The 25,626-nt window shown below is 60.4% G+C and carries 23 protein-coding genes and 1 riboswitch; of the genes, 10 read left to right on the forward strand and 13 right to left on the reverse strand.

Annotated elements, in window-relative coordinates; all coding sequences use genetic code 11:
* Nucleotides 1-10 precede the first annotated feature (10 nt).
* The 6 genes from BT119_RS19425 to BT119_RS19450 all read right to left on the reverse strand — a co-directional run bounded on the left by BT119_RS19425 (nucleotide 11) and on the right by BT119_RS19450 (nucleotide 8,186).
* A complete protein-coding gene (locus tag BT119_RS19425; protein WP_072366725.1) occupies nucleotides 11-4,036 on the reverse strand; it encodes a 5-oxoprolinase/urea amidolyase family protein in 4,026 nt (1,341 codons plus the stop codon).
* 109 nt (nucleotides 4,037-4,145) lie between these two features.
* Nucleotides 4,146-4,763, reverse strand: coding sequence for an urea amidolyase associated protein UAAP2 (locus tag BT119_RS19430; protein WP_002554928.1), 618 nt, complete (start codon nucleotides 4,761-4,763; stop codon nucleotides 4,146-4,148).
* Nucleotides 4,764-4,774: 11 nt separating this feature from the next.
* Nucleotides 4,775-5,500 (reverse strand): urea amidolyase associated protein UAAP1, encoded by a 726-nt coding sequence (locus BT119_RS19435; RefSeq protein ID WP_003363757.1) that lies wholly within the window; start codon nucleotides 5,498-5,500, stop codon nucleotides 4,775-4,777.
* Complete coding sequence (locus BT119_RS19440) at nucleotides 5,497-6,279, reverse strand: ABC transporter ATP-binding protein (RefSeq protein WP_003431337.1); 783 nt, start codon at nucleotides 6,277-6,279, stop codon at nucleotides 5,497-5,499. The genes BT119_RS19435 and BT119_RS19440 overlap by 4 nt, the downstream gene beginning before the upstream one ends.
* Nucleotides 6,276-7,091, reverse strand: a complete 816-nt coding sequence (locus BT119_RS19445; protein WP_003431335.1) for an ABC transporter permease — start codon at nucleotides 7,089-7,091, stop codon at nucleotides 6,276-6,278. Before BT119_RS19445 ends, BT119_RS19440 begins: the two co-directional genes overlap by 4 nt.
* A gap of 27 nt (nucleotides 7,092-7,118) precedes the next feature.
* Nucleotides 7,119-8,186: a putative urea ABC transporter substrate-binding protein gene (locus BT119_RS19450; RefSeq protein ID WP_072366728.1), complete on the reverse strand. Its 1,068-nt coding sequence runs from the start codon at nucleotides 8,184-8,186 to the stop codon at nucleotides 7,119-7,121.
* A gap of 63 nt (nucleotides 8,187-8,249) precedes the next feature.
* A riboswitch (guanidine-I (ykkC/yxkD leader) is annotated at nucleotides 8,250-8,352 on the reverse strand.
* A 394-nt stretch (nucleotides 8,353-8,746) separates the two neighbouring features.
* Between BT119_RS19450 and BT119_RS19460 the strand changes: the two genes are divergently transcribed.
* Nucleotides 8,747-9,208: a hypothetical protein gene (locus BT119_RS19460; RefSeq protein WP_072366732.1), complete on the forward strand. Its 462-nt coding sequence runs from the start codon at nucleotides 8,747-8,749 to the stop codon at nucleotides 9,206-9,208.
* Nucleotides 9,209-9,402: 194 nt separating this feature from the next.
* Nucleotides 9,403-10,095 carry a uracil-DNA glycosylase gene (gene ung / locus BT119_RS19465; protein WP_003405314.1) on the forward strand — a complete coding sequence of 231 codons (693 nt, stop codon included), beginning with the start codon at nucleotides 9,403-9,405 and terminating at the stop codon, nucleotides 10,093-10,095.
* 24 nt (nucleotides 10,096-10,119) lie between these two features.
* Here the strand turns inward: ung and BT119_RS19470 are convergent, their stop codons facing one another.
* The 4 genes from BT119_RS19470 to BT119_RS19485 form a co-directional block, all read right to left on the reverse strand.
* On the reverse strand, nucleotides 10,120-11,154 hold the full coding sequence (locus BT119_RS19470; protein WP_003431330.1) for an AbrB family transcriptional regulator: 1,035 nt from the start codon (nucleotides 11,152-11,154) through the stop codon (nucleotides 10,120-10,122).
* Complete coding sequence (locus BT119_RS19475) at nucleotides 11,147-12,661, reverse strand: tripartite tricarboxylate transporter permease (RefSeq protein WP_003363746.1); 1,515 nt, start codon at nucleotides 12,659-12,661, stop codon at nucleotides 11,147-11,149. The genes BT119_RS19470 and BT119_RS19475 overlap by 8 nt, the downstream gene beginning before the upstream one ends.
* Before the next feature lies 1 nt (nucleotide 12,662).
* Nucleotides 12,663-13,121 carry a tripartite tricarboxylate transporter TctB family protein gene (locus BT119_RS19480; protein WP_060708208.1) on the reverse strand — a complete coding sequence of 153 codons (459 nt, stop codon included), beginning with the start codon at nucleotides 13,119-13,121 and terminating at the stop codon, nucleotides 12,663-12,665.
* Nucleotides 13,122-13,183: 62 nt separating this feature from the next.
* Nucleotides 13,184-14,167, reverse strand: coding sequence for a Bug family tripartite tricarboxylate transporter substrate binding protein (locus BT119_RS19485; protein WP_175550601.1), 984 nt, complete (start codon nucleotides 14,165-14,167; stop codon nucleotides 13,184-13,186).
* A gap of 463 nt (nucleotides 14,168-14,630) precedes the next feature.
* Here BT119_RS19485 and BT119_RS19490 point away from each other — a divergent pair, with 463 nt between their 5' ends.
* Together BT119_RS19490 and BT119_RS19495 are read left to right on the forward strand one after the other, a co-directional pair.
* Complete coding sequence (locus tag BT119_RS19490; protein ID WP_003363740.1) at nucleotides 14,631-15,302, forward strand: response regulator; 672 nt, start codon at nucleotides 14,631-14,633, stop codon at nucleotides 15,300-15,302.
* Nucleotides 15,295-16,677 carry a sensor histidine kinase gene (locus tag BT119_RS19495; protein WP_072366736.1) on the forward strand — a complete coding sequence of 461 codons (1,383 nt, stop codon included), beginning with the start codon at nucleotides 15,295-15,297 and terminating at the stop codon, nucleotides 16,675-16,677. The genes BT119_RS19490 and BT119_RS19495 overlap by 8 nt, the downstream gene beginning before the upstream one ends.
* Before the next feature lie 154 nt (nucleotides 16,678-16,831).
* Here the strand turns inward: BT119_RS19495 and BT119_RS19500 are convergent, their stop codons facing one another.
* Entirely contained in the window at nucleotides 16,832-17,653 is an 822-nt protein-coding gene (locus BT119_RS19500) for an HDOD domain-containing protein (RefSeq protein WP_003431326.1), read from the reverse strand.
* Nucleotides 17,654-17,763: 110 nt separating this feature from the next.
* Nucleotides 17,764-18,705, reverse strand: coding sequence for a CAF17-like 4Fe-4S cluster assembly/insertion protein YgfZ (locus tag BT119_RS19505; protein WP_032609198.1), 942 nt, complete (start codon nucleotides 18,703-18,705; stop codon nucleotides 17,764-17,766).
* Between the two features lie 152 nt (nucleotides 18,706-18,857).
* Here BT119_RS19505 and BT119_RS19510 point away from each other — a divergent pair, with 152 nt between their 5' ends.
* Both BT119_RS19510 and BT119_RS19515 read left to right on the forward strand, forming a co-directional pair.
* A complete protein-coding gene (locus BT119_RS19510; RefSeq protein WP_003363729.1) occupies nucleotides 18,858-19,112 on the forward strand; it encodes an FAD assembly factor SdhE in 255 nt (84 codons plus the stop codon).
* Complete coding sequence (locus BT119_RS19515) at nucleotides 19,096-19,560, forward strand: protein YgfX (RefSeq protein WP_072366741.1); 465 nt, start codon at nucleotides 19,096-19,098, stop codon at nucleotides 19,558-19,560. The genes BT119_RS19510 and BT119_RS19515 overlap by 17 nt, the downstream gene beginning before the upstream one ends.
* Here the strand turns inward: BT119_RS19515 and nadB are convergent.
* Nucleotides 19,529-21,145 carry an L-aspartate oxidase gene (nadB, locus tag BT119_RS19520; RefSeq protein WP_072366744.1) on the reverse strand — a complete coding sequence of 539 codons (1,617 nt, stop codon included), beginning with the start codon at nucleotides 21,143-21,145 and terminating at the stop codon, nucleotides 19,529-19,531. The genes BT119_RS19515 and nadB overlap by 32 nt on opposite strands.
* A gap of 497 nt (nucleotides 21,146-21,642) precedes the next feature.
* Here nadB and rpoE point away from each other — a divergent pair, with 497 nt between their 5' ends.
* From rpoE to BT119_RS19540, 4 genes are all read left to right on the forward strand, one after another.
* On the forward strand, nucleotides 21,643-22,224 hold the full coding sequence (gene rpoE / locus BT119_RS19525; RefSeq protein ID WP_002554912.1) for an RNA polymerase sigma factor RpoE/AlgU: 582 nt from the start codon (nucleotides 21,643-21,645) through the stop codon (nucleotides 22,222-22,224).
* Between the two features lie 33 nt (nucleotides 22,225-22,257).
* Entirely contained in the window at nucleotides 22,258-22,848 is a 591-nt protein-coding gene (locus tag BT119_RS19530) for an anti sigma-E factor RseA C-terminal domain-containing protein (protein WP_003363721.1), read from the forward strand.
* 8 nt (nucleotides 22,849-22,856) lie between these two features.
* Nucleotides 22,857-23,816 (forward strand): MucB/RseB C-terminal domain-containing protein, encoded by a 960-nt coding sequence (locus BT119_RS19535; protein WP_032609146.1) that lies wholly within the window; start codon nucleotides 22,857-22,859, stop codon nucleotides 23,814-23,816.
* Between the two features lie 299 nt (nucleotides 23,817-24,115).
* Entirely contained in the window at nucleotides 24,116-25,546 is a 1,431-nt protein-coding gene (locus BT119_RS19540) for a DegQ family serine endoprotease (RefSeq protein ID WP_223272533.1), read from the forward strand.
* Nucleotides 25,547-25,626: the final 80 nt, after the last annotated feature.

Here is a 25,626-nt window from a genome sequence, read left to right on the forward strand (position 1 = left end):
GTCGGTCGATTCAGTCTGCGGCCAGCACCACGACCCGCTGCCCTGCGCGTACTGCCGAGCCGGGTTGCACCCTGACGTCCTGCACCACGCCGGCGATCGGGGCGAGCAGGGGGATTTCCATTTTCATCGACTCCAGAATCACCAGCACATCGCCCGCTTCCACGCGGTCGCCCGGTTGCACCTGGACTTGCCAGAGATTGCCGGCGATGTGGCTGTCGACGCCTTGCTGACCGGGTTGCAGAGGCTGTGCTTCAGTGTTCGGCGCCACGCCTTCATCGCTCTCAAAATCGGCCTGCCCGTTGGCGATCCAGCGTTCGCGCTCGGCGTTGAAGGCGGCGTTTTGCTGGGCGCGGAATGCCGTAATACCTTCGGCTTCGCGGCTCAGGAAGGCCTGGTAGTCAGTCAGATTCAGGGTGCTGTGTTCGATGTTCAGGGCGAAGCGACCCAGCGGGAAGTCGCGGCGGATACGCAACAGTTCGTCGGCGCTGACCGGGTAGAAACGGATCTGATCGAAGAAGCGCAACAGCCATGGTTTGCCCTCGAAGGCGGCGACGTCGCGATAGCGATTCCACATCTGCAGCGTGCGGCCGACGAACTGATAACCGCCGGGGCCTTCCATGCCGTACACGCACATGTAGGCGCCGCCGATGCCCACCGAATTCTCGGCGGTCCAGGTGCGTGCCGGGTTGTACTTGGTAGTGACCAGCCGGTGCCGCGGATCCAGTGGCGTGGCCACCGGTGCGCCGAGGTACACATCGCCCAGCCCCATGACCAGATAACTGGCGTCGAACACCGTGCGCTGTACTTCATCGAGGTTGGGCAGATCATTGATGCGGCGGATGAACTCCAGATTGCTCGGGCACCAGGGGGCGTCCTTGCGCACGGTGGTCATGTATTTTTCGATGGCCAGTTGGCAGGCCGGGTCATCCCAGGACAGTGGCAGATGGACGATGCGCGAGGCCACTTGCAGGTCTTTCGCGGCGCACACGGCATCCCATTCTCCGGCGACGATGTCGAGCAGTTGCCGAAGCGGCAGTTGTTCGGGGCGGTAATGGACTTGCAGTGAGCGAATGCCCGGCGTCAGATCGATCACCCCCGCCAGCGCCTTGGCCTCCAGCGCAAGCATCAAGGCATGGCCGCGCAGACGCAGCACCAGATCCAGCTCCGGCGCCCCGATTTCCAGGAGCAGATGGGTATCGCCGGACAGGCGCGCAACCAGGCGTTTATCGTCCTGACCGATGTCGAGAATGATCGGGGAGGGCAGATCCTCTATGCGGACAACTTCGCTCCCACAGGAGTTTGCGGTGCCTTGTGGGAGCGAGCTTGCTCGCGAAGAGGTCGGTACAGTCGATGGGTTTTCTGCGTCTGGAATATAGCCTTCGCGAACAAGTTCGCTCCCACGGGAGTTTGCGATGCCTTGTGGGAGCGACCTTGCTCGCGAAGAGGGCGTTGCAGTCGATGGATTTACTGCGTCTGGAATATAGCCTTCGCGAACAAGTTCGCTCCTACGGGAGTTTGCGGTGCCTTGTGGGAGCGAGCTTGCTCGCGAAGAGGACGGTACAGCCGATGTATTTTCTGGGTCAGGAATATAGCCTTCGCGAGCAAGCTCGCTCCCACGGGAGTTTGCGGTACTCTGTGGGAGCGAGCTTGCTCGCGAAGAGGTCGGTACAGTCGATGGGTTTTCTGTGTGTGGAATATAGCTTTCGCGAGCAAGCTCGCTCCCACGGGTGTTTTTCCAGTGAGATGTTGAGTTCATCGCTGTATGACAAGCCTCGACGCTTACCGGAGTGAATCGGACCCTGTCGCCAGCCTTCAATTGCCCTAGCTGCCACAGGTCCGCTTCGATGATGGTCACCGGGCATACGAATCCGCCCAGGCTGGGTCCATCCGGGCCCAGGATTACCGGCATGTCGCCGGTGAAATCCACCGCGCCTATCGCATAGGGGTTGTCGTGAATGTTGGACGGGTGCAACCCCGCCTCACCACCATCTGCACGCACCCATTCGGGTTTGGGGCCGATCAGACGTACGCCGGTGCGGCTGGAGTTGAAATGCACTTCCCAGTCGGTCGCAAAAAACCTCTCGATGTACGCTTCGGTGAAGTATTCCGGGGCCGCATGCGGGCCGTAAATGACCCTCATCCGGCGGATATCTGTCAGCGCTTCAAGGGCTTCATCGGCAATCCGTTGTCCCGCACTGCGTTCCACCAGAGGCGCGATGTGCAGCACATCGCCGGCCCTCAGCGCGCGACCTCCGTGACCGCCGAACTGGCCGAGGGTAAAGGTACTTTTGCTGCCCAGATAATCCGGCACGTCGAGCCCACCGCGCACGCACAGGTAGCTGCGTACACCGGCACCTGCGATGGTGCCCAGCGACAACGTCGACCCGGCGTGCACCAGAAGCGCGGTATTCATGGCACAGGATTGGCCATCGACGGTGATCGGGATATGCGCACCGGTCACTGCGACCACCGCATCGGTGTTGAAGCGCAGTAGCGGCCCACTCATGGTGATTTCCAGCGCGGCGCATCCTTCCGGGTTGCCCAGCAGGCCATTGCCCTGGCGCAACGCGCGGCTGTCCATCGGACCGGATGGCGGTACGCCGACCGCCCAGTAGCCCAGTCGTCCCGGATAATCCTGAACGCTGGTCTGCGTGCCGCCGCTCAACACCTCGAAGGTGTCAGCGTGATACACCAGACCTTCCAGGCAGCGGGTCCACGGCTGGCCACTGGCGAACGGCGCGTCGGCAATGATCTGGCGCAGATAGTCGCGATTGGTTTCCACACCGTACAGACGCGTTTCGTTCAGCGCATCGATCAGTCCGGCGCTGGCGTCCTCGCGGGTCGGTGCCCAACGGATCAGCTTGGCGATCATCGGGTCGAAGTACGGCGGTATCTCGCAGCCGGCCTCGACCCAAGTGTCGATACGTAGCGTCCGGCCATCGGCAGGCGGGAAATCAGCCGCAGTCAGCAAGCCAGGGCAAGGCTGAAAGTCACGCCCCGGATCTTCCGCGTACAGCCGCGCCTGAATCGCATGGCCAACCGGTTTCAGGCCGGCCTGCAACTGATCCAGCGGCGGTAGATCACCGGCAGCCAGTTGCACCATCCAGCTGACCAGATCCACGCCCCAGACCTGCTCGGTGACGCCGTGCTCGACCTGCAAGCGTGTGTTCACTTCCAGAAAATAGAAGCGCTGATCGTCACTGTCGAAGACGAACTCGACCGTCCCGGCGCTGCGATAATTGACTGCCCTGGCGAGTTTGACAGCCGCTGCGCAGAGTTCTTCGGCCATGCCGTGCGGCAGGTTCGGGGCCGGGGTTTCTTCCAGTACTTTCTGATTGCGCCGCTGTACCGAGCAGTCGCGAACGCCGAGCGCCAGCACCTCGCCCTGGCCGTCACCGAACACCTGTACTTCCAGATGGCGCGCGCGCTGGATGTATTTCTCGATGAACACACCCGCGTCGCTGAAATTGTTCTGGCCAAGGCGCTTCACCGCCTCGAACGAGTCGGCCAGTTCTTCAGCGCTGCGGCACACTCGCATGCCGATCCCGCCACCGCCTGCAGTGCTCTTGAGCATGACCGGATAGCCGATGGTACGGGCCGCCGCGATGGCTGATTCAAGGCTGTCGAGCAGTTCGGTGCCTTCGAGCATGGGCACGCCATGCTGTCTGGCCAGTGCGCGAGCAGTGTGCTTGAGGCCGAATACGCGCAGTTGCTCGGGCGTTGGCCCGACGAAGGCGATACCGGCGTCTTCGCAGGCTTGAGCGAACGCGGCGTTTTCGGAGAGGAACCCGTAGCCGGGATGAATGGCTTTGGCGCCGCTGGCTTTGGCAATGGCGAGGATCTTGTCCACCGCCAGATAGGTTCCGGCTGCGCCACCTTCGCCCAGGCTGTGGGCTTCGTCGGCCTGCATCAGGTGCAGGCTGGCAGCGTCGGCTTCGGAATACACCGCCACGCCCTTGACCTGCAAGGTACGCAGGGTCCGCAGGATGCGGCAGGCAATGGCGCCACGGTTGGCGATCAGCAGTTTGTCGAACATGGCATAACCCCGGAAACCCAGTCGCGCTCGGTTTCGTGATGGGAAGCGGGCCGTCCCGCTATTGATCAATCTACGCAACGGTCGTCCGTTGCTGAGGGCAGGTGCCGGGTCAGTCGCGAATCAACAGCTGCGCAGGCGTCGGGTTGTAGCCATTGCAGGGGTTGTTGAGCTGCGGACAGTTGGAAATCAGCACGATCACGTCCATTTCAGCGCGCAGCTCGACGTATTTGCCGGGCGCGGAAATACCGTCTTCGAAGGTCAGGCCGCCTTCGGCTGTCACCGGTACGTTCATGAAGAAATTGATGTTGGGGCCGATGTCGGCCTTGCTCAGGCGGCCGTCATGCACACAGGCGCGCAGGTAGTTGTCGCGGCAGCTGTGCATGTAGCGCTTTTCCAGGGCGTAGCGCACGGTGTTGCTCTCTTGCGCGCACGCGCCACCGAGTGTGTCGTGGCGACCGCAGGTGTCATCGACAATGGTCAGCATCGGCTGGCCGAGGTTGGAAAACAGCACGCTGCCGGTGGTCAGGTACACGCTGTTCTGGCGGCGCAGGGTGCGCTGCACATCGTAGCGCTCACGCGGGTTGCTCAGGCTGAAAAACAGCGTGTCGACGGCCTGGTTGCCTTGCAGATCGAGGATGCGCACGGTCTGCCCGGCCTTGACTTCGGCCAGGAACGGCTCGCCTGCCGGTATGGTTGCGTCGCAGCAAAGGTGAGTGTGTGAATTCATGACAGGGCTCCTCAGGCGAACAGGCGGTCGGTGTTGATGAAGCCGCGCTCGTTTTCCGGGCGCGATGTACGGCAGTGCTCGGCAACGCTGGCGTCGGCCTTCATCCAGCTGAGCTTGAGCGGTTGCGGGGCATATTCCGGGTTGGGGTCCATCGGGTGTTGCAGCGCGGTCAGTACCACCAGCGTGTCCATTGGTGCGTAGAGTTCGATGTAGTCACCGGCCTTGGAGTTGTTCGGCGCGAAGTGCAGGGTTCCTGTCTCGTCGACATCGACACGGCTGAACAGGTTGAGGGTCATCAACAGGTCGGACAGCCCCAGCCCCCATTTGCCCAGCTCGACCAGCAGGTTGTCGACGCCATTGCGAAAGAAGCCGTTGCGCAATTCCTGATAACGGCCCTGGCCGTATTTTTCAGCGACTTCCTGCGCATTGAGCACGCCGCCGATGCTGTCGCTCCAGCCGCAGGTGTCAGTGACGATGGCCGCCAGCACTCGGCCCATGTCCGAATACAGGCAATGACCGTTGCTCAGGCGAGCGGTGTGCTGGCATTTGAGGCTGTCGGGCAGGTTCAGCCGCTCGGTTTTTTCGTGGGCGTTGAGCAGGGTCAGGCTGACGTTGGCGTTGCCGTGCAGGTCGGTCAGGCGCAGCAATTCACCGCGCTTGAGGACGAACGAACGATGGCCGCCACCGGGCAGCAGTTCTTCGGCGAAAACCGGATAAAGCGTGGTTGAGTCAGTCATTGAACGGGCTCCTCTGAAACGTTGAGCAGCGAATCGATGGCGGCGCGCTCGGCGCGGCGTTCGCTGTTGAGGGGGATGTCGTAAGTGATGCGCGCGCCATAGGCTCCGGGCGCGTGCGGGTCGTGGCGCACCTTGTCGAATACCAGCAGGCGGGTGCCGAGGTTGAAGCCTTCGGACAGGTCGTGAGTGACCATGAACACGGTCAGTTTGGTTTCGCGCCACAGGTCCAGCAGCAGGTGATGCATGTCCTTGCGGATACCGGGGTCGAGCGCGCCGAACGGCTCGTCCAGCAGCAGGACGCGGGGTTTCATGATCAGCGCCTGGGCAATCGCCAGTCGCTGTTGCATGCCGCCGGACAATTGCGTCGGGTACTTGTCCAGCGCATGCCCCAGGCCGACCTTGCCGAGCAACTGTGCGGCGTGCTCGCGCGCCTCGTTTTTTGCCTGGCCGAACAGACGGCCGAGCCAGGGCGAGCGGGGCAGCTCCAGACCCAGTGCCACGTTGTCGAGCACCGACAGGTGCGGGAATACCGAATAGCGCTGAAACACCACGCCTCGGCTGGCATCCGGCTCATTGCGCAGCGCCGTCCCGTCCAGCGTGATCAGACCGCGACTGGGGGTTTCCTGACCCAGCAACAGGCGCAGAAAGGTCGATTTACCGCAGCCCGACGCACCGACCAGCGTGCAGAATTCGCCTTCGGCCACGTCCAGGTTGAGGCCCTCGAGCACCACCTGGTCGGCGTATTGCTGCCAGACATTGCGCACACTGATAAAGCTCATGCCCGCGCTCCTTCGTACCAGGGAAAGGCACGTCGGGTCAGGGCCTTCAGACCCCAGTCCATCAGCCAGGCGAGCAGGGTGATCCACACCACATAGGGCAGAATCACGTCCATCGCCAGATAGCGCCGCACCAGGAAGATCCGGTAGCCCAGACCGTCAGTCGAGGCAATCGCCTCGGCGGCGATCAGGAACAGCCACGCCGAACCCAGCACCAGGCGCAAAGCGATCAACAGGCGTGGCAGCAATTGCGGCAGGATCACCCGCAGGATCAGTGTCCAGGTCGAGGCGCCGAGGGTTTGCGCCTTGATCAGCAGTTCGACCGGGATTTCACGGGCTCGCTGTTCCAGATCACGGGCCAGAATCGGTGTGATACCGATCACGATCAGCACCACCTTCGACAACTCGCCCAGACCGAACACGATGAACAGAATCGGCAGAATGGCCAGCGGCGGCACCATCGACAGTACCGTCAGCAAGGGCGACAGCGTTGCGCCGCACAACGGCAGGATGCCCGCTGCGATGCCCAGACACAGACCCAACAGCGCGCTGATCCCCAAGCCGATGGCCAGGCGTTGCAGGCTCGATGCGCTGTCCTGCCACAGCAGGTAGTCACCGCTGCGCGGGTCGGCAACGAACGCCATGCGCTTGACCGCATCGGCCATCTGTACCGCGCTGGGCAGCAGTTTGTCGCTGGGGTTTTCCGCAAGCCGGGTGGCCGAGCCCATGAAATAGGCGAACAGCAACAGGGCGAACGGCAGGATCACCAGTATCAGGCGACCGGCACGATCCGGATGGCGGTTTATCAAACGCATGGCAATGACCTTTCTACTGAACGTGATTTACAGCTTGCCGTCGACGGCCATCTGCACGTAGCTGGGGTCAAAGTGCAGCTTGAGATTGCCCTTGTCGCCGAGCATCACGCCATTGGCGAACGACATGCCGACCGCATCGGCATCGCGTGCGCCTTCGCCGAGCAAACCGTGGGCGAACGAGAAGTCAGCCACCTTGCGCTGGGTGTCCGGCAGCTGTTTGCTGGTCGCGAACTCAAGGGCTTCCTTGGGCGTGGCAAACAGCTTGGTGGTGTCCAGTTGCGCCTGGAAGCCGGCCAGATCGGTCCCCGATGCCTTGGCCATGTGTTCCAGCGCAGCCTTGCTCTGAGCGTTTTTGGCGTTCATCAGCGCGACCACTTCAAACCAGGCGCCAGTCAGGGCCTTGCCCAGAGCCGGGTTGTCTTTCAAGGTCTGAGTGTTGACGACCATCATGTCCATGATCTCGCCAGGAATCTGGCTGGAGTTGAACACTTCGGTGACGCCGGGCCTGGCCTTGATGTCCGAAAGCATCGGGTTCCAGGTGGTGACCGCCTGTACATCGTCAGTATTGAAGGCTGCCGAGATATCGGCATCCGAGGTATTGACCACCTTGAGGTCTTTTTCACTGAGCTTGACGCTGTCCAGCGCTCGGGCCAGCAGGTAGTGGGAGACCGACAGTTCGACCAGATTGACGTCCATGCCTTTCAGATCGGCGACTTTCTTGCCTTCGCCCTTGAGCACGATGCCGTCATTGCCATTGGAGAAGTCGCTGACGATCAGTGCCGTGCTTTCCACGCCACCTGCGGCCGGGATGGTCAGGGCGTCCATGTTGGTCATGGTGCAGCCATCGAACTGGCCGGCGGTGTACTGATTGATGGATTCGACGTAGTCGTTGAGCTGGGTGACATCGATCTTGATGCTGTACTTTTTCGCCCACTTGTCGACGATGCCCTGGCTACCTGCGTATTCCCACGGCATCCAGCCTGCGTAGATGGTCCAGCAGACGTTGAAGTGATCTTTCTGGGCGGCATTCGCCGAGAGGCTCAACGCAGCAAGCAGGCCTGCCGTCAGCAGGCCGAAGAGACGAGACTTTTGCATGTTGAGAAATCTCCAGTAGTGAAAAAAGGCGGCCAGGAGCAACGTGACACCACTGGTGTCCCTGTCTCCCGGGCTTTTGTCCCGCCGTGTAACCTCTACTGGAGGTCGCCAACTCTCGGACCAGCCACTTGCCTGGCGGCAAGCCGGAACCCTAGTCGGCTATTGCAAATTGTGGTGCCGCGAACCTGTGTTGACTCCTGCACACCCATCATCAAGCGAGAGTTGTGCCAACTTGTGCCGCGCCTTGTTTTTCAAGGGCCGGGCGAGTCGTCTTCGGTCATCTGTCGCAGGAGTCGCCTTGTGCTGGTGCGAGGGCGCACCGTGATGAGGCAATGGTGGGTGAAATGTTTTGTAGCATCTTTGTAGAACGTTGAAATACGCCTGCAGGCCTTGGTTGCAGAGCCTTTGCGAGACGGTGAAGGGCCATTCATAGCCAGGCCTCGGCGCTGCCCCAAGGCACTAGAGTGCCTTTTCGATGTCAGATAATTCGTCCGCCAACCGCTTTGACGGACGCCGACCAGCGTCGCTGGATTGGCCCAATTGCGGTCCAGGAGGCCGCCATGTATCGAAGACCCTTGCTTATCACGTTGCTGACCCTTTTCCTTTCTGGTTGCTACGCAGGTCCCGGTTACTACGAATCCGATGTGTACACGCAGCCGACTGTCGTTGGCGGCGCCTACGCGTATGACAATGGCTACCGCTCAACCTACTACCAGGAGCGACGCATCTATGTGGCGCCTCAACCGCGCTATTACACCCAGCCTCGCTACTACGCCCCGGCACCCCGCTATTACGCGCCACCGCCCCCGCCGCGCTATTACCAGCCGGGACGTCCACCGGGTTATGGCTGGAGAAACGATGGCTTTCGCGGCAATGGCGGTTTCGGCCGCAATGACGGCTTCGGACGCAACGACGGCTTCCGTGGCGACCGAGGCTGGGATGACCACGGTGGGCGTGGCGGACGGGATGGCCGTGATCATGGAAGAGGCGGGCGCGGCGATGGTCGTGGTGGGCATCGATAGCTGAAGTCTGCGCGCTCACTGTCATGCCAACGCAGCAGACTGACTGCTGTGAACTGACCAGCGTGCCGATGCCTCGCGTCGGCACGCTCTTCTTTAGGCTCTGCGTCCGATCTTGAGGGCGCATGTCGCAACCGGCATTGACTTTGCGGCCCGCCTTTCCTAGTGTCCGCGCATTGTTTTTACCGGATGTAACCATGACTAGCGACGACCGCATCAAGCTTGAGCCCAGCTGGAAAAACGCCCTGCGTGACGAATTCGAACAACCCTACATGGCTCAATTGCGCGAGTTTCTGCGTCAGGAGCACGCGGCCGGCAAGGAAATCTATCCGCCCGGGCCACTGATTTTCAATGCGTTGAACTCCACGCCGCTGGATAACGTGAAAGTGGTCATCCTTGGCCAGGACCCGTATCACGGACCGAATCAGGCGCATGGCCTGTGCTTCTCGGTGCAACCGGGTGTGCCGACGCCGCCATCGCTGGTCAACATCTACAAAGAGCTGAAACGCGACCTGAACATCGATATTCCGAACCACGGTTGCCTGCAATCCTGGGCTGATCAGGGCGTTTTGTTGCTGAACACCACCCTCACTGTCGAGCGCGCCAACGCGGCTTCCCATGCAGGAAAAGGCTGGCAGCACTTCACCGACCGGATCATTCAAGTGGTCAGCGAGCACCAGCCGCATCTGGTGTTCCTGCTGTGGGGCGCTCATGCGCAGAGCAAGCAGAAACTGGTCGATGCGACCAAGCATCTGGTGCTGACCTCCGTCCATCCGTCGCCGTTGTCAGCCTACAAAGGCTTCCTGGGCAATGGACACTTCGGACGGGCCAACAAGTACCTTGAGCAAAACGGCATCGCGCCGATCGACTGGCGCTTGCCTGCGCTTTGATTTGAGAGGATTCCAGCGACCTGTTCAGTCAGCGAGCCGTTTGCTCCAGCGCCGGTACAACGGCTCGGCAAGAAACAGCACGAACAGCAGGCGCATGACCTGCATGGCCGTGACCAGCGGCACCGACAGTTGCAGCACTTCGGCGGTCAGGCTCATCTCTGCGATGCCGCCGGGCATCATGCCCAGCGTCAGTGAACGCAGGTCCAGGTGGGTGAGGGCGCTCAGCGCCAGTGCCGCCAGTGCAGCGATCAGCATGGTCAGGGCAGTGCCCAGCAGCGTGCGCGCGAGGAACGATGGCGCACGCCGAAAGAACTCCCGATTGAAATGACAGCCCAGCCCGCTGCCGATCAGCAACTGACCGAGCTGACTGGCACCGTTGGGCAGGCCGATCTTCAGATCCCAGACCACGCTCGCCACGGCACTGAGCAACAGCGGGCCGAACAGCCAGGGATTGGGCTGTTTGAGGCGTTGCCACAGCCAGGCCAGCGCAGCCCCGAGCGGCAGCAGAACGGCCAGCCAGCGCCAGTCCACGATGCTGGCATGCAAGGCGGGTGCGCCATCACCCAGCAGGTATTTGAAGATCGCCGGCACGCACAGTACTACGGCAAGTACCCGCAGACTTTGCGCGGCAGCGACACTGCTCAGCGTTGCACCGTTACGTGCGCCAAGGTTGACCATCTCCCCGGAACCGCCCGGCATGCTGGAGAAGAACGCGGTAGGGCGATCCTCTCCGGTACGCAGCATCAGCCACACGCCGACCAGGCACGACAGACTGGTGACCAGGGCTCCGATGAAAATCAGCCCGAAATGCGCCAGTACCTGTTCGATGACCACCGGCGTGAAGTGCAGGCCGATGCCGATCCCGATGATCAACTGACCGAATTTGCGACCGCCGGGAATCTGCGCCAGTTGCCAGGGTGTCAGGCAGCGCACCAGAATGATTGCCAGCAACGATCCCACCATCCATGGCAACGGCCAGCCGACCTGGCTGGCGAGGTAGCCGCCCAGCAGGCCGACCAGCGGCGTTGCCCACCATTGGCGCAGAGACGAATCAGCCATGCGCCGCAGCGGCCTGCTGTCTGGCGCGCTTGCGCCAGATGCGCAGCAGCGGGAAAAGCAGCATGAACACGGTTACCACCCAGACCCCGAGAGTGATCGGGCTGGACCAGAGGATCCCCAGTTCGCCGTTGGAGATCGACAGGGCGCGACGCAGGTTCTGCTCCATCAGACCGCCAAGGATGAACCCGAGCAGGATCGGCGACAGCGGGAAGTCCAGCTTGCGCAGGATGTAGCCGAAGATACCGATACCGACCATCAGGAACAGGTCGAACGTGGTGGCGTGCACCGCATACACACCGATGCCGGTGATGATCGCAATCACCGGGACCAGCGCCCAGTTCGGCACGGCAAGGATGCGCGTGAAGAGGCGAATCATCGGGATGTTGAGGATCACCAGCATGATGTTGGCGATGAACAACGACGCGATCAGGCCCCAGACGATGTCCGGCTGCTGTTGAAAAAGCATCGGGCCGGGCGTGATGTTGTACAGCGACAAGGCGCCGATCATTACCGCCGTGGTGCCTGAACCCGGCACGCCCAGCGTCAGCATCGGCACCAGGGCGCCGCAGGCCGTTGCGCCGATGGCTGTCTCGGGTGCGGCCAGGCCACGCATGTCGCCCTGGCCGAACTTGCCGCTGGCGCCGGCGATGCGTTTTTCCGTCATGTAAGCGACCGCGCTGGCCAGCGTCGCACCGGCGCCAGGCAATACGCCAAGGATGAACCCCAGCAGACCGCAGCGAATGTTCACCACGAACACGGCAGCGGCTTCCTTGACGTTGAACATCATGCGCCCGGTGGCCTTGACGGCCTCCTGACCGCGATGGGTCTTCTCCAGCAGCAAAAGGATTTCGCTGATCGAAAACAGGCCCAGCACCAGCACCACGAACTGAATGCCATCGGTGAGGTGAATATTGTCGCCCGTGAAACGGTATACCCCGCTGTTGGCATCGATACCTACTGCAGACAGGAACAGCCCGATCAGCGCGGCAATGAACGTCTTCAACGGCCGGTCACCGGCCATCCCGCCCAGACAGACGATCGCGAAGACCATCAGCACGAAGTATTCCGCCGGGCCGAAGGCAATCGCCCATTTGGCGAGCAGGGGCGCGAACAGCACCATGCCGCAGGTGGCGATGAACGCGCCGATGAACGAGCTCCATGCCGACAGCGACAGTGCAACGCCAGCCAGGCCCTGGCGGGCCATCGGGTAGCCGTCCAGGGTGGTCATCACGGTGGACGCTTCACCCGGGATATTCAGCAGGATCGAGCTGATACGCCCGCCGTATTCGCAGCCCAGGTAGACGGCTGCCAGCAGAATCAGCGCCGATTCGGGCGGCAGGCCCAGTGCGAAAGCGATAGGGATCAGCAGCGCCACACCGTTGATCGGTCCAAGCCCCGGCAGCAGGCCGACGACAGTACCGATCAATGTTCCACACAGCGCTGTGATCAGGTTGTAAGGCGTCAGGGCGACACCGAAGCCCTGGCCCAGATAACCGAAAGTATCCATTTTAATTCTCCAGAACGCTGAGCAGGCCTAAAGGCAAGGGGACGTCCATGGCCTTGTCGAACAGCATGTACAGGCCGACGCTCATCAGAATCACCACCACCACGCTCGGCAGCCAGCGGCCGCCATACAGGCGCGCCATGGGAATGCCGATCAGAATGCTGCTGAGGATGAAGCCCAGCGGTTCGAACAGCCCCGCGAATATCAGCAGCAGGACGATGCACACGCCGATCTTGATCAGGGTCTCGCGATCCAGCTCCGGGTCTTCCTCGGTGTGCACGATGGGCGTGGGTCTGATCAGCAGGTACAGCAGGGCGACGCTCATCAGCCCGAGCATCAGCAGCGGGAAGGCGCGTGGTCCGACCGGTTCATAGGAAAAAGGTGCCTGATAAGGCCAGGCCATGAGGGCCAGGCCTGCGCATGCCAGTAACAGCAGGCCAGCGAAGATGCGTTGTATGACCATGAGAAGCTCCTGAGTCGCGCCCCTGCAGCGGGTGCAACTGAATGTCAGTCAATTGAGTTCAATTACTGAATCAGGCCGAATTCCTTGGCCATCAACTTGTAGTCGGCGACCTGCTTTTTGACGTAGGTGTCCAGTTCCGCGCCGGTCATGGCGAACGGGAACAGCTCGCGCTGGTCGCGCAGTTTGGCGAAGTCCTCGGAAGCCAGGATCTTGTCGAACGAAGCTTTCCACCAGTTGTAGTCTTTGTCGCTGACCTTCGGCCCGAGGTAGAAGCCACGTACCACCGGCCAGACGATGTCGTAGCCCTGCTCCTTGGCGGTGGGGATGTCTTTCATTTCAGGTTCGTCGATACGCTTTTCGGCGAACACCGCTAGCAGGCGCATATCGCCGCTCAGAATGTGCGGCATGGAGTCGGAAATATCGGTACTGCCCACCTGGATGTGGCCGCCGAGCAGCGCGGTGGCGATTTCACCGCCGCCTTCGAGTGCCACGTAGCGCAGTGCGCGCGGGTTGATGCCTGCGGCCTTGGCGATCAATGCGGTCTGCATCCAGTCCTGGCTGCCCACGGTGCCGCCTGAGCCGATCACGACTTTGCTCGGGTCGGCTTTCAGCGCCTGGACCAGATCGTCGAGATTCTTGTAGGGCGAGTCGCTCTTCACTGCGATGGCGCCATAGCTGGTGCCCACGGCGGCGAGCCAGCGCACTGCGTTCTCATCGAAACGACCGAATTTGCCCTGCGCCAGATTGAGCAGCGAACCGCTGGACCACGCGACCAGTGTGCCGGCATCGGCGGGGCGCTGCGCAACGACGGCGTTGTAGGCCACCGCGCCGACACCGCCTGGCATGTAGGTGACGCGCATCGGCGAGGTCAGAATCTTCTCGTTGATCAGCGCGCTCTGCACCAGTTTGCAGGTCAGGTCGAATCCGCCACCTGGCGAGGCAGGGGCAATGCATTCCGGACGTTTGGGTTCGGCAAGCAACTGGCTGGCAATCAGCATGCACCCAGCGGTAGCGGCTATGTGGCGCAGGGAAAATTTCATGTTCAGTCTCCAGGGATATTGTTGTTCTTGGCAGAGAGAAGCTGTTCACCATGCGCTTTTGTCACGCGCACGGGAAAACCTGTGTGCTGTGTCACAGGGGCGGGCGTTTGCGCTGAAGTGGTGTTTTGAAGCAGGTGGCGTGAGGAGCGCGCAGAGCAATCCTCGACGGGAGGTGCTCCATGGGCTGGCAAGCCTGGACGGGCGTAGACATGACGTGACTCCGTTTAGCAATTTATTGTTTTTATTGTTCAGACGCATCCAGGCGCCTGTTTTTTACGTACCCTTTTATCGGGTTGTCTCGCGATGCTAAACGACAAACCTTTCGTAAACCTTTCAGTTGCCTTTCACGTCTTGATTAGCGAGCCGCGAATCGTTTCTGCCCTTCACAGACGGCGGCCGGCCTGTAAACTCCACCGCCACGAGCCTCGATATCCAGATCGATAACAACAGTGACAATCAGGAGACGGCGATGCGTGTTCTTCTTGTGGAAGATCATCTGCAATTGGCTGAAAGTGTCGCGCAGGCGCTCAAAAGCGCGGGTTTGACCGTTGATGTGCTGCATGATGGCGTGGCTGCCGACCTGGCATTGAACAGCGAGGAGTACGCGGTCGCCATTCTCGATGTCGGGTTGCCGCGCATGGACGGCTTTGAAGTGCTGGCGCGTCTGCGAGCGCGCAGCAAAAACCTGCCGGTGCTGATGCTGACGGCGCGCAGTGACGTCAAGGACCGGGTCCACGGCCTGAATCTGGGTGCCGACGACTACCTGGCCAAGCCTTTCGAACTCTCCGAGCTGGAGGCCAGGGTCAAGGCTTTGCTGCGGCGCAGCGTGCTGGGTGGCGAGCGGCAACAGCGCTGCGGCGTGCTGGCCTACGATCTGGACACGCGGCGTTTCACACTCGGCGAAGAGCTGCTGACCCTGACCTCTCGCGAACAGGCAGTGCTGGAAGCGCTTATCGCCCGGCCGGGTCGGGTGATGAGCAAGGAGCAACTGGCGGCGCAGGTGTTCGGGCTCGATGAAGAAGCCAGCCCCGACGCCATCGAGATCTATGTCCATCGTCTGCGCAAAAAGCTCGACGGGCATTCCGTGGCGATCGTGACCTTTCGCGGTCTGGGGTATCTGCTGGAAAGTCGTGATGATTAACAACAGCCTGCGCTGGCGGTTGTTGTGGAACCTGGCCCTGCTGCTGGTGGTGTTGATGCTGGCCAGCGGCATGAGCGCTTACTGGAATGGCCGCGAAGTGGCCGACACCGCCTATGACCGTACGTTGCTGGCTTCCGCGCGGACCATCGCTGCCGGCCTGACCCAGCGTGATGGCACGCTGAGCGCCGACATTCCCTACGTGGCGCTGGATACCTTCGCCTACGACAGCGAAGGGCGCATCTACTATCAGGTCAATGACATTCATCAGAAGCTGATTTCCGGTTATGAAAACCTGCCTTCGCCGCCGCCCGGTACCTTGCGTACCGACGATTACCCGGCCCTGGCGAAATTTTATAACGGGATCTATCAGGGCCAGGATGTGCGGGTTGTCAGTCTGCTCAAACCGGTGACCGACCCGGGCATGAACGGCACCGCTGAAATCCGCGTTGCCGAAACCCAGGAAGCGCGCAAGGGCATGGCGCGCAGCCTGATGGCCGACACATTGCTGCGCCTGGGCATGCTCGGAGGGGGCGCGCTGCTGCTGGTCTGGTTCACGGTCAGCGCGGCATTGCGACCGCTGGAGCGCCTGCGCACCGCCGTCGAGGAGCGTCAGCCGGATGATCTGCGCGCCTTGCCGATGGTTGAAGTGCAGCACGAGCTGCGTCCGTTGGTGGGGGCGCTGAACCACTTCACCGAACGATTGCGCGTGCAGTTCGAGCGCCAGGCGCAATTCATCGCCGATGCCGCCCACGAACTGCGCACGCCGCTGGCCGCCTTGAAGGCGCGGGTCGAGCTGGGGCTGCGCGAACACGACCCGGAGCATTGGCGCAGCACGCTGGAGTCGGCGGCGCTCGGCACCGATCGACTCACGCATCTGGCCAACCAGCTGCTGTCCCTGGCACGCATCGAAAACGGCGCCAGGGCCATCGCCGAGGGCGGGGCGCAACAGCTGGACCTCAGTCAATTGGCCAGAGAGCTGGGCATGGCCATGGCACCGTTGGCTCATTCCCGGGGCGTTGCGCTGGCGCTGGAGGCTGACGAGCCGGTCTGGCTGCGCGGCGAGCCGACCTTGCTGAACGAGTTGCTGAGCAATCTGATCGACAACGCGCTGGCCCATACCTCGCCGGGCGGCAACGTCGTGTTGCGGGTCTATGCGCCGGGCGTTCTGGAGGTCGAGGATGATGGTCCCGGCATTCCGCCCGATGAGCGTGAGCGGGTCTTCGAGCGTTTTTATCGCCGCAGCCAGCAGGGCAGTGGTGCCGGGCTCGGGCTGGCGATTGTGGGCGAAATCTGCCGGGCACATCTGGCCAGGATCACCTTGCACGAGGGGGCTGAGCGTGGCTTGAAGGTAAGGGTCAGTTTCAGCGCCACCTGATCCAGACTGTGTAAAAACTACTGCGCTTGGCAATACTGCGTTAAAAACAGGCGAAAAATGCTCATTTAGAACACCTAGACTCCGCTTTTTCGCCTGTTTTTGCCTTGTCTTGCCTTCGCTCGTGACGTTTTTACACACCCTGGACCAGCCGAGGCTAGTAGAGCATGCTCTTGGCTTCGTCCATCTGGGCGCTGAGCACGCCTTCGCCTCTGGCGAGCCTCAGCTGGCTGTAGGCAGGCAGGTCGACCATTTCGATGAGGCTGAAGGGATGGTCGGTATTCCTATGGATATGCACCGTGGCGATCTGTACCAGGTCGGTGTAGTCAGGGCTTTTCGAGACGCGCGCGAAGTTCTGGAACTGGCCCGGCACACAGGCCAGCGGCTCGGGGAAATCCCATGAGCGCAGCAGGCGCTCGCCGATGACCGGGTGGATGCTGTCGATTACGTGGTTGAGGCTGATCGGGTCGGACAGCAGCTCGTAATGGTCTTCGGCATAGGTCAGGATCGGCAGGATCCCGATCAGGTGGATCAGCCCGGCGAGCGTGGCCTGATCGGGTTTCAGACTGGTGTAGTGCTGACACAGGGTGTAGCTGATACCGGCCACCTGCAGGCTTTGCTTCCAGATATCGCGCATCTTCTGCTCGATGACCGGCGACTTGGCGTGGAACATCTGCTCGACCACCAGGCCGATGGCCAGGTTGCAGGTGTAGTTGACGCCCAGGCGTCGAATCGCGGTATTGACGTCGCTGACTTCAAAATTCGGGCGCAGCAGGGGGCTGTTCGCAACCTTGATAAGGCGCGCGGAAAGGGCTGTATCGCTACCGATGACCTTGCTCAGGGCCGAAATACTGATCTCGGTGTCCTCAGCAGCCAGGCGAATCCTCAGTGCCACTTCCGGCAGGGTGGGGAGAAACAAGGCATCTCTGTCGATGGCCTTGATCAAGTTTCTCTGCACCTCGTCAGCCATCTTGCTCATGTTGCATCTCGCAGCTGTTGGGGGTGTCCAGAGTTATCCGCGCGCTCTTCAGAGCGCCAGGCTGTACTGGATCGCTCTAAAGACACTAGGAAGCTGAATGTGTTCGTCTGCTAGCGCTGAGTTTCGAGTTTGCTGTCCAGTGTGTAGGGCAGTTCACTCATTTGCAGCGCCGCGCCTTCTGGCGAACCAAGATTGATACGACCGTCTTCTGCCGCATCACCCTGCAATACCGCGAGCAGCTCGATGTTCTGCCCATCCTGTGCCGCAATGACGACGTTGCCCACTGCGCTGGCATGCACCGGTGAGAACAGTGCCGTACCGGGCTGCGGGATCTCTTCGCCGCTCAGGGTCAGGCGGTAAAGCCTGCGCTTTAGTTTGCCAAGATATTGCATTCTGGCAACGATTTCCTGGCCGGTGTAGCAGCCTTTCTTGAAGCTGACCCCGCCAACCGCTTGCAGATTGATCATCTGCGGAATGAATTCTTCGCGGGTGTTGCCGAACACCTGGCCGATACCGACACGGATCTGGCCCAGCAGCCAGTCGTTCAGCGGGGCTTCGCTCAACTGCGATGCCAGACGCGCTTTGATGCTGTCTACCTGTGCGCTGCGCACCCAGAGCTCGGCCCGACCTGGCGAGACGCGGATCGCGATCAGATCATCGGCGCGCACCACGCTATCGGTTTCCTGTGGCAGATCCAGCCCCAGGCTGACCAGCGCAGCGTCCCCGTCCTGCAGACCGAAGCGCACCCAGTCTGCGCTTTCATCCGTGAGCTTCGATTTGGAGAACACTGCGTATTTGCGCAGGTCGAGCAATTGCGCCTCGATCAGTTCGCCAGCCATCGCCAACAGGCAACCGTCGCCCTCGAACACGATGCGAAAACTCGACTGCATCCGGCCTTTCTGCGTGCAACGGGCACCCAGGCTGGATTTGTCTTCATTCAGATAATTGAGGTTGCACGTTAGCTGACCCTGAAGAAACTTGCTGGCATCCACGCCGCGAACGGCGAGAACGCCCTCATGGGTTAGCGTGCAGAAAAAAGCTGTGTGGGCCATGGTCATCGCAGATTGGGAAAAAAGTCCGGGGGCACATCATAGTGCCGAGTCGAGGTTATGCATACGGGTACATGAAAACTGCTGCGACCATTGCGAGATTCGCGCGCCCGGCTCACGGCTGTATACTTGCCGCCTACTTTGAGGAGCGCTCCATGGTCGAAGACGTTGAACTCAACCGCCTTTACTGGCACAGCCGCCGCGGCATGCTTGAACTGGACGTGCTGCTGGTGCCGTTTGTCCGTGAGGTCTATCCACATCTGAATGACGTAGACCGCGATTTGTACCGCCGTCTGCTGACCTGTGAGGATCAGGATATGTTCGGCTGGTTCATGCAGCGCGCCGAATCCGAAGACGCTGAATTGCAGCGTATGGTTCGCATGATTCTGGATCGTGTCCAGCCCCAGTGATCGCTTTGAATGTCACTGGCAGGCTTCGCGTCTGCTGGTGACGGCGTATCTTGCGGTTCAGTCGCTGGCACTGGTCGCGTTGTACTGGCTTGACATCGCCGCGTGGGCTGCGGCGCTGTGTGCGCTGATGTGCCTGGTGCACGCTGTCCGCGTGATTCCACGCTCCATCCTGCTGACGCATCCGGCGGCATTCACTGCACTCAAGCGCGATCATCAAGGCTGGCAGCTGTGGAATGCATGTGACGGCTGGCAGCCTGTGCAGTTATGCCCCGACAGCCTTGCCTTGCCGTGGGTGGTCATTCTGCGTTTTCGCCCGATTATCGCCGGTCGGCCAGCACGATCAATAAACAGTTGTTGTATCCCGCATGACGCATTGACGCCGGACATTCATCGACGTCTGCGTGTACGTTTGAAATTCAGTCGGCATAGGTGGGCGGCACCAGAATAGTGTCCAGCGCCTCCGGCAACATATCGGGATAGTCCAGCGTGTAATGCAGGCCGCGGCTTTCCTTGCGCTGCATGGCCGAGCGGATCATCAGTTCCGCGACCTGCGCCAGATTGCGCAACTCGATCAGGTCACGGCTGACCTTGTAGTTGCTGTAGAACTCGTCGATCTCATCCAGCAGCAGGCGTACGCGGTGTTGAGCGCGCTGCAGGCGTTTGTTGGTGCGCACAATGCCGACGTAGTCCCACATGAACCGCCTCAGCTCGTCCCAGTTGTGCGCGATGATCACGTCCTCGTCCGAGTCGGTGACCTGGCTGGCGTCCCAGGCAGGCAGGTCGGCGGGCATCTGCACGTCAGCCAATTGCTTTTCGATGTCTGCGGCGGCCGATCGGGCATAGACGAAGCACTCCAGCAGCGAGTTGCTGGCCATGCGGTTGGCGCCGTGCAGGCCCGTGAAGCTGGTCTCGCCGATGGCGTACAGGCCCGGCACATCGGTATGCCCCTTGCTGTCCACCATCACGCCGCCACAGGTGTAATGCGCGGCCGGAACCACCGGTATCGGCTCGCGTGTGATGTCGATGGAAAACTCCAGGCAGCGCTCGTAGACGGTTGGAAAGTGCGTCTTGATGAAGGCTTCCGGCTTGTGGCTGATGTCCAGATACACACAGTCGATGCCCAGTCGCTTCATTTCATGGTCTATCGCGCGGGCCACGATATCGCGCGGGGCCAGTTCTGCCCGCTCGTCGAAGCGCTGCATGAAGCGCTCGCCGTTGGGCAGTTTGAGGTAGGCCCCTTCGCCACGAAGTGCTTCGGTGATCAGAAAACTCTTGGCCTGCGGGTGATACAGGCAAGTGGGGTGAAACTGGTTGAACTCGAGGTTCGCCACCCGGCAGCCGGAACGCCAGGCCATGGCGATGCCGTCGCCACAGGCGCCGTCAGGGTTGCTGGTGTACAGATAGACCTTGGCGGCGCCACCCGACGCCAGGATTGTGAAGCGCGCGCTGTAAGTATCCACTTCGCCACTGTGGCGGTTGAGCACATAGGCACCGAGGCAGCGCTGGCCGTCCAGGCCGAGGCGGCGTTCAGTGATCAGGTCGATGGCAGCGCGCTGATCGAGCAGTTCAATGTTGGGTCGCTTGATCGCCTGTTCCAGCAGGGTGCGAAAAATGGCTGCACCCGTGGCATCTGCAGCATGAATGATCCGCCGATGGCTATGGCCGCCTTCACGCGTCAGGTGAAATTCAAATCCGCTTTCGTCGGTGTCTGCGTCATCGCCACGGGTAAAAGGTACGCCTTGATCGATCAGCCATTGAATCGCCTCACGGCTGTGCTCGACGGTGAAACGCACAGCGTCTTCGTCGCAAAGGCCGCCGCCTGCGTTCAGCGTGTCCTCAACATGAGATTGCACGGTGTCGGTGTCATCCAGTACTGCCGCAACGCCGCCCTGTGCCCAGAAGGTCGAGCCATTGGCGAGATCGCCCTTGCTCAGGACTGCAATCCGCAGGTGGTCGGGAAGGGTCAGTGCCAGGCTCAACCCGGCCGCGCCGCTGCCGATTACCAGTACGTCATGCTGAAAATGTTGACTCATCTGCGAATTCTGCCCTTGGCGACCACTAGTATAAGTATTGGGGTAACGGCACAATAGCCTCGCCTACATGGCAATGTGAGACCACAGCGGGTCTGGATTGTGCTCCAGTCCCTGACGTCATGCCTATTGATTTCCTTTTGTTGAGTTGCTGGAAATGCTCCAGTGTATTGATTTAAGGGAGTTTTATGCAGTTTGCGGCTCACGCCAGCGGTTGTGCCAATGGAACTTTTCTTAAAGAACCATGCTCAATAGCAGGTTGCCTACACAGGAACAGCGTCGATTTCGCAGGGTTAGATAAGTGATCATCAACTGCGAAACCGGCGACAAGACTATTCGCGCAGCCGACCGTGTCGAGCTGCGTTTTTCGTGCAGGCTTTACGATGGCTTGCAGGAAACTTGCTTGAAGGGGGAGAACTTTTGCGAAAAGCCCGAGTCTATGTTTGCGAGCCTGAACAATATCAGTTGCAACACTCCTTCATGCTTAACGAGGAGTGTTCATGCTAACCCAGGAAGAGGATCAGCAGCTTGTCGAACGCGTACAGCGTGGCGATACGCGAGCATTTGATCTGTTGGTGCTGAAGTATCAGCACAAAATTCTAGGGTTGATCGTGCGATTCGTGCACGACACCCATGAGGCTCAAGACGTTGCACAGGAAGCCTTTATCAAGGCTTATCGTGCTCTCGGAAATTTTCGCGGCGACAGTGCTTTCTACACTTGGCTGTACCGCATCGCCATTAACACGGCGAAGAACTATCTGGTTTCGCGAGGTCGGCGGCCACCGGATAGCGATGTAAGGTCTGAAGACGCGGAGTTCTACGACGGCGACCACGGCCTCAAGGACATCGAGTCGCCGGAGCGTGCATTGTTGAGGGATGAGATCGAGGGCACCGTCCATCGGACCATCCAGCTTCTCCCGGAAGATTTACGTACGGCACTAACTTTACGTGAATTCGATGGTCTGAGTTATGAAGACATTGCGAGCGTCATGCAGTGTCCTGTTGGTACCGTGCGCTCTCGGATCTTCCGCGCTCGGGAAGCCATCGATAAAGCCCTGCAGCCGTTGTTGCAGGAATCCTGAGACAGCGGCGATAGCCCAAGAGAGGAACCCGCCATGAGTCGTGAAGCCCTGCAGGAATCGCTGTCCGCGGTACTTGATAATGAAGCGGACGAACTGGAATTACGTCGGGTATTGAATGCCATTGACGATGCCGATACTCGCGCCACCTGGTCGCGTTACCAAGTTGCTCGTGCAGCGATGCACAAAGAGCTGCTGATCCCTCATCTGGATATCTCGGCTGCTGTATCTGCCGCGATCGCCGATGAAGTCAGCCCGCTCAAGGCAGCTCGCGGTCCTTGGCGTACGCTGGGTCGCCTGGCCGTTGCAGCGTCGGTTACCGTAGCCGTTCTGGCTAGTGTCCGCCTGTACAATCAGGACGACATTGCCGGTGCGCAACTGGCACAGCAGACCCAACAGCCTGCAAACCTGACTGTTCCGCAAGTGAAAGGCCCGGCCGTACTGGCTGGCTACACTGAAAGCGCCGAGCAAGCGCCTGGTCCTATGGCCAATGGTGTATTGCAGGGCGGTGGTCAAGGTGACCAGCGTCTGCCGGGCTATCTGCGTCAGCATGCCCAGGAAGCAGCGTTGAAAGGCACTGAAAGCGCGTTGCCATACGCTCGTGCTGCGAGTCTGGAAAACCGTTAAGGAGGATCATGCGAGCCGTCCCTCTACTGCCGCTACTGCTTGGTGGATGGCTTGCCCTCCCGGTACAGGCTGATGATGCGCAAGACGCAATCAATCGTCTTGCCAAGGTTGATCAGCAGCAGAGCTATCAGGGTACTTTTGTATACGAGCGCAACGGGAGTTTTTCTACCCACCGAATCTGGCACCGCATAGCGGACGGTCATGTTCAGGAGCGCTTGCTGCAACTTGATGGTTCTGCTCAGGAAGTGTTGCGTGTTGACGGGCTTACCCAGTGCGTCAGCGGCACACTCGAAGCGGGTGTGGCCAATCCGGCCGACTCATCTGCCCGCGCCTTCGATGTCAAAAGACTCTCCGCCTGGTACGACATAAAAGTTGTCGGCAAATCCAGAGTGGCCGGTCGCCAGGCAACCATCGTTGCGCTGTCCCCCAAGGACCAGCATCGATACGGCCTCGAACTTCACCTGGATAACGAAACCGGTCTTGTGCTCAAGTCGCTTCTATTGAGCGAGAAGGGGCAGTTGCTCGAACGTTTCCAGTTTACCGATCTCGATACCGCCGGTGTTCTGTCCGAGCAAGCGCTCAAGACCAGTGCCGATTGCAAACCCGTGTCTGTGGTGAAAACCAAGTCCGAAGCGTCCATAGGTCCTGTGGCCTGGCATTCGGACTGGCTGCCGCCGGGTTTCGAAGTCAGCAGCAGTGGTGTGCGCAAGGACGCCTCCACGCAATCCTCCGTTACCCATCTGATGTATGGTGACGGTCTGGCGCGTTTTTCGGTGTTCATCGAGTCGGTGAAAGGTGGATCTTCCTCGGATATTCGCACCCAGCTAGGCCCTACAGTGGCTGTTTCGCGCCGTCTCACCACGCCGCAGGGCGACATGATGGTGACGGTCGTCGGAGAAGTTCCGATGGGCACTGCGGAGCGCATAGCATTGTCGATGCGTAACGACGAACCTCCAGCCAATAAATAAACATTTGAAGTCACGGATCCCAGGATGTAAAAATTTTCATCCTGGGTTACAGAAGCCGCCAGGCCGCACTCAACCTGGCTCGGGCACAGGCGCTGAAATGTTTGGTGAGGTTTGCAGATTGCAAAAGCTCTGTTTTTTTTCTATAGGTCACAGCCTCGCAGCTCTGGCCTTTTGTCGTTTCCAGAGGCCATGTCGCTGATCCAGAGATGAGCATCGCTGCTTGAGGTCTTTGAGTCGGTTGCTTCGGACTGCTTAATTTTTTCCTCGTTACGAACGGGAGCCATATGTCGATACCACGCATGAAATCCTACTTTTCATTGATTGCCGCTGTGCTGATGCTCGGTCAGGTTGCTACGGCTCAAGCCGAAAACCTGCCGGACTTCACCGGGCTGGTCGAGCAGGCGTCGCCCGCAGTGGTGAATATCAGTACGCGCCAGAAGTTGCCGGACCGTGCCGTCGCCAATCAGCAAATGCCTGATCTGGAAGGCTTGCCGCCGATGCTTCGCGAGTTTCTCGAGCGCAGCATGCCGCCGGGTTCGCGTCCGCCAGGTTCGGGTGCTGGCAAGGGTGATCGCCAGCGTGAGGCCCAGTCCCTCGGCTCGGGTTTCATCATCTCTCCTGACGGCTACGTGCTGACCAATAATCACGTAATCGACGGCGCTGACGAAATTCTCGTACGCCTGTCCGACCGCAGCGAGTTGAAGGCCAAGCTGGTGGGTACCGATCCGCGTACCGACGTTGCCGTCCTGAAAATTGAAGGCAAGGACCTGCCAACTGCCAAGCTGGGTAATTCCAATACGCTCAAGGTCGGCGAATGGGTCCTGGCGATCGGCTCGCCGTTCGGTTTCGACCATTCCGTGACCAAGGGTATCGTCAGTGCCAAGGGGCGCAGCCTGCCTAACGACACCTATGTGCCGTTCATTCAGACCGACGTGGCCATCAATCCGGGTAACTCCGGTGGCCCGCTGTTCAACATGGCGGGCGAGGTCGTCGGGATCAACTCGCAGATCTTCACGCGCTCCGGTGGTTTCATGGGGCTGTCGTTCGCGATTCCGATCGACGTCGCCATGGATGTGGCCAATCAGCTCAAGGCCAATGGCAAAGTCAGCCGCGGATGGCTGGGTGTGGTCATCCAGGAAGTGAACAAGGACCTCGCCGAGTCGTTTGGCCTGGACAAGCCTGCCGGCGCGCTGGTTGCGCAAGTGCTTGAAGACGGCCCGGCTGCCAAGGGTGGTGTGCAGGTGGGTGACGTGATTCTGAGCGCCAACGGTCAGCCAATCGTCATGTCGGCTGACCTGCCGCACCTGATCGGCAACCTCAAGGACGGCAGCAAGGCCGAACTTGAAGTGATTCGCGATGGCAAGCGTCAGAAGCTGACGGTCACCGTCGGTGCACTGCCTGATGAAGGTCAGGAAATGGGCGATGTTGGCGGTACGGGTGCCGAGCGCAGCAGTAATCGTCTGGGCGTATCGGTGATCGAGCTGACCGCCGAGCAGAAGAAATCCCTGGATCTCAAAGGTGGTGTGGCGATCAAGGAAGTCACAGGCGGCCCGGCTTCGCTGATCGGTCTGCAGGCGGGTGATGTGATCACTCACCTGAACAATCAGGCGATCACGTCCAGCAAGCAGTTCACCGAGGTGGCGAAAAGCCTGCCCAAGGATCGCTCTGTCTCGATGCGTGTTCTGCGTCAGGGCCGTGCGACCTTCATTACCTTCAAGCTGTCCGAGTAACCGGTCGGTTTAAGAGGAAAGGGTGGCCATGGCCACCCTTTTTTGTACCCGTTTGTTTACCGTGCGCCGATCCAGGTGCC

This window comes from Pseudomonas sp. NFACC10-1, from assembly GCF_900119195.1.
Lineage (GTDB): Bacteria > Pseudomonadota > Gammaproteobacteria > Pseudomonadales > Pseudomonadaceae > Aquipseudomonas > Aquipseudomonas cerasi.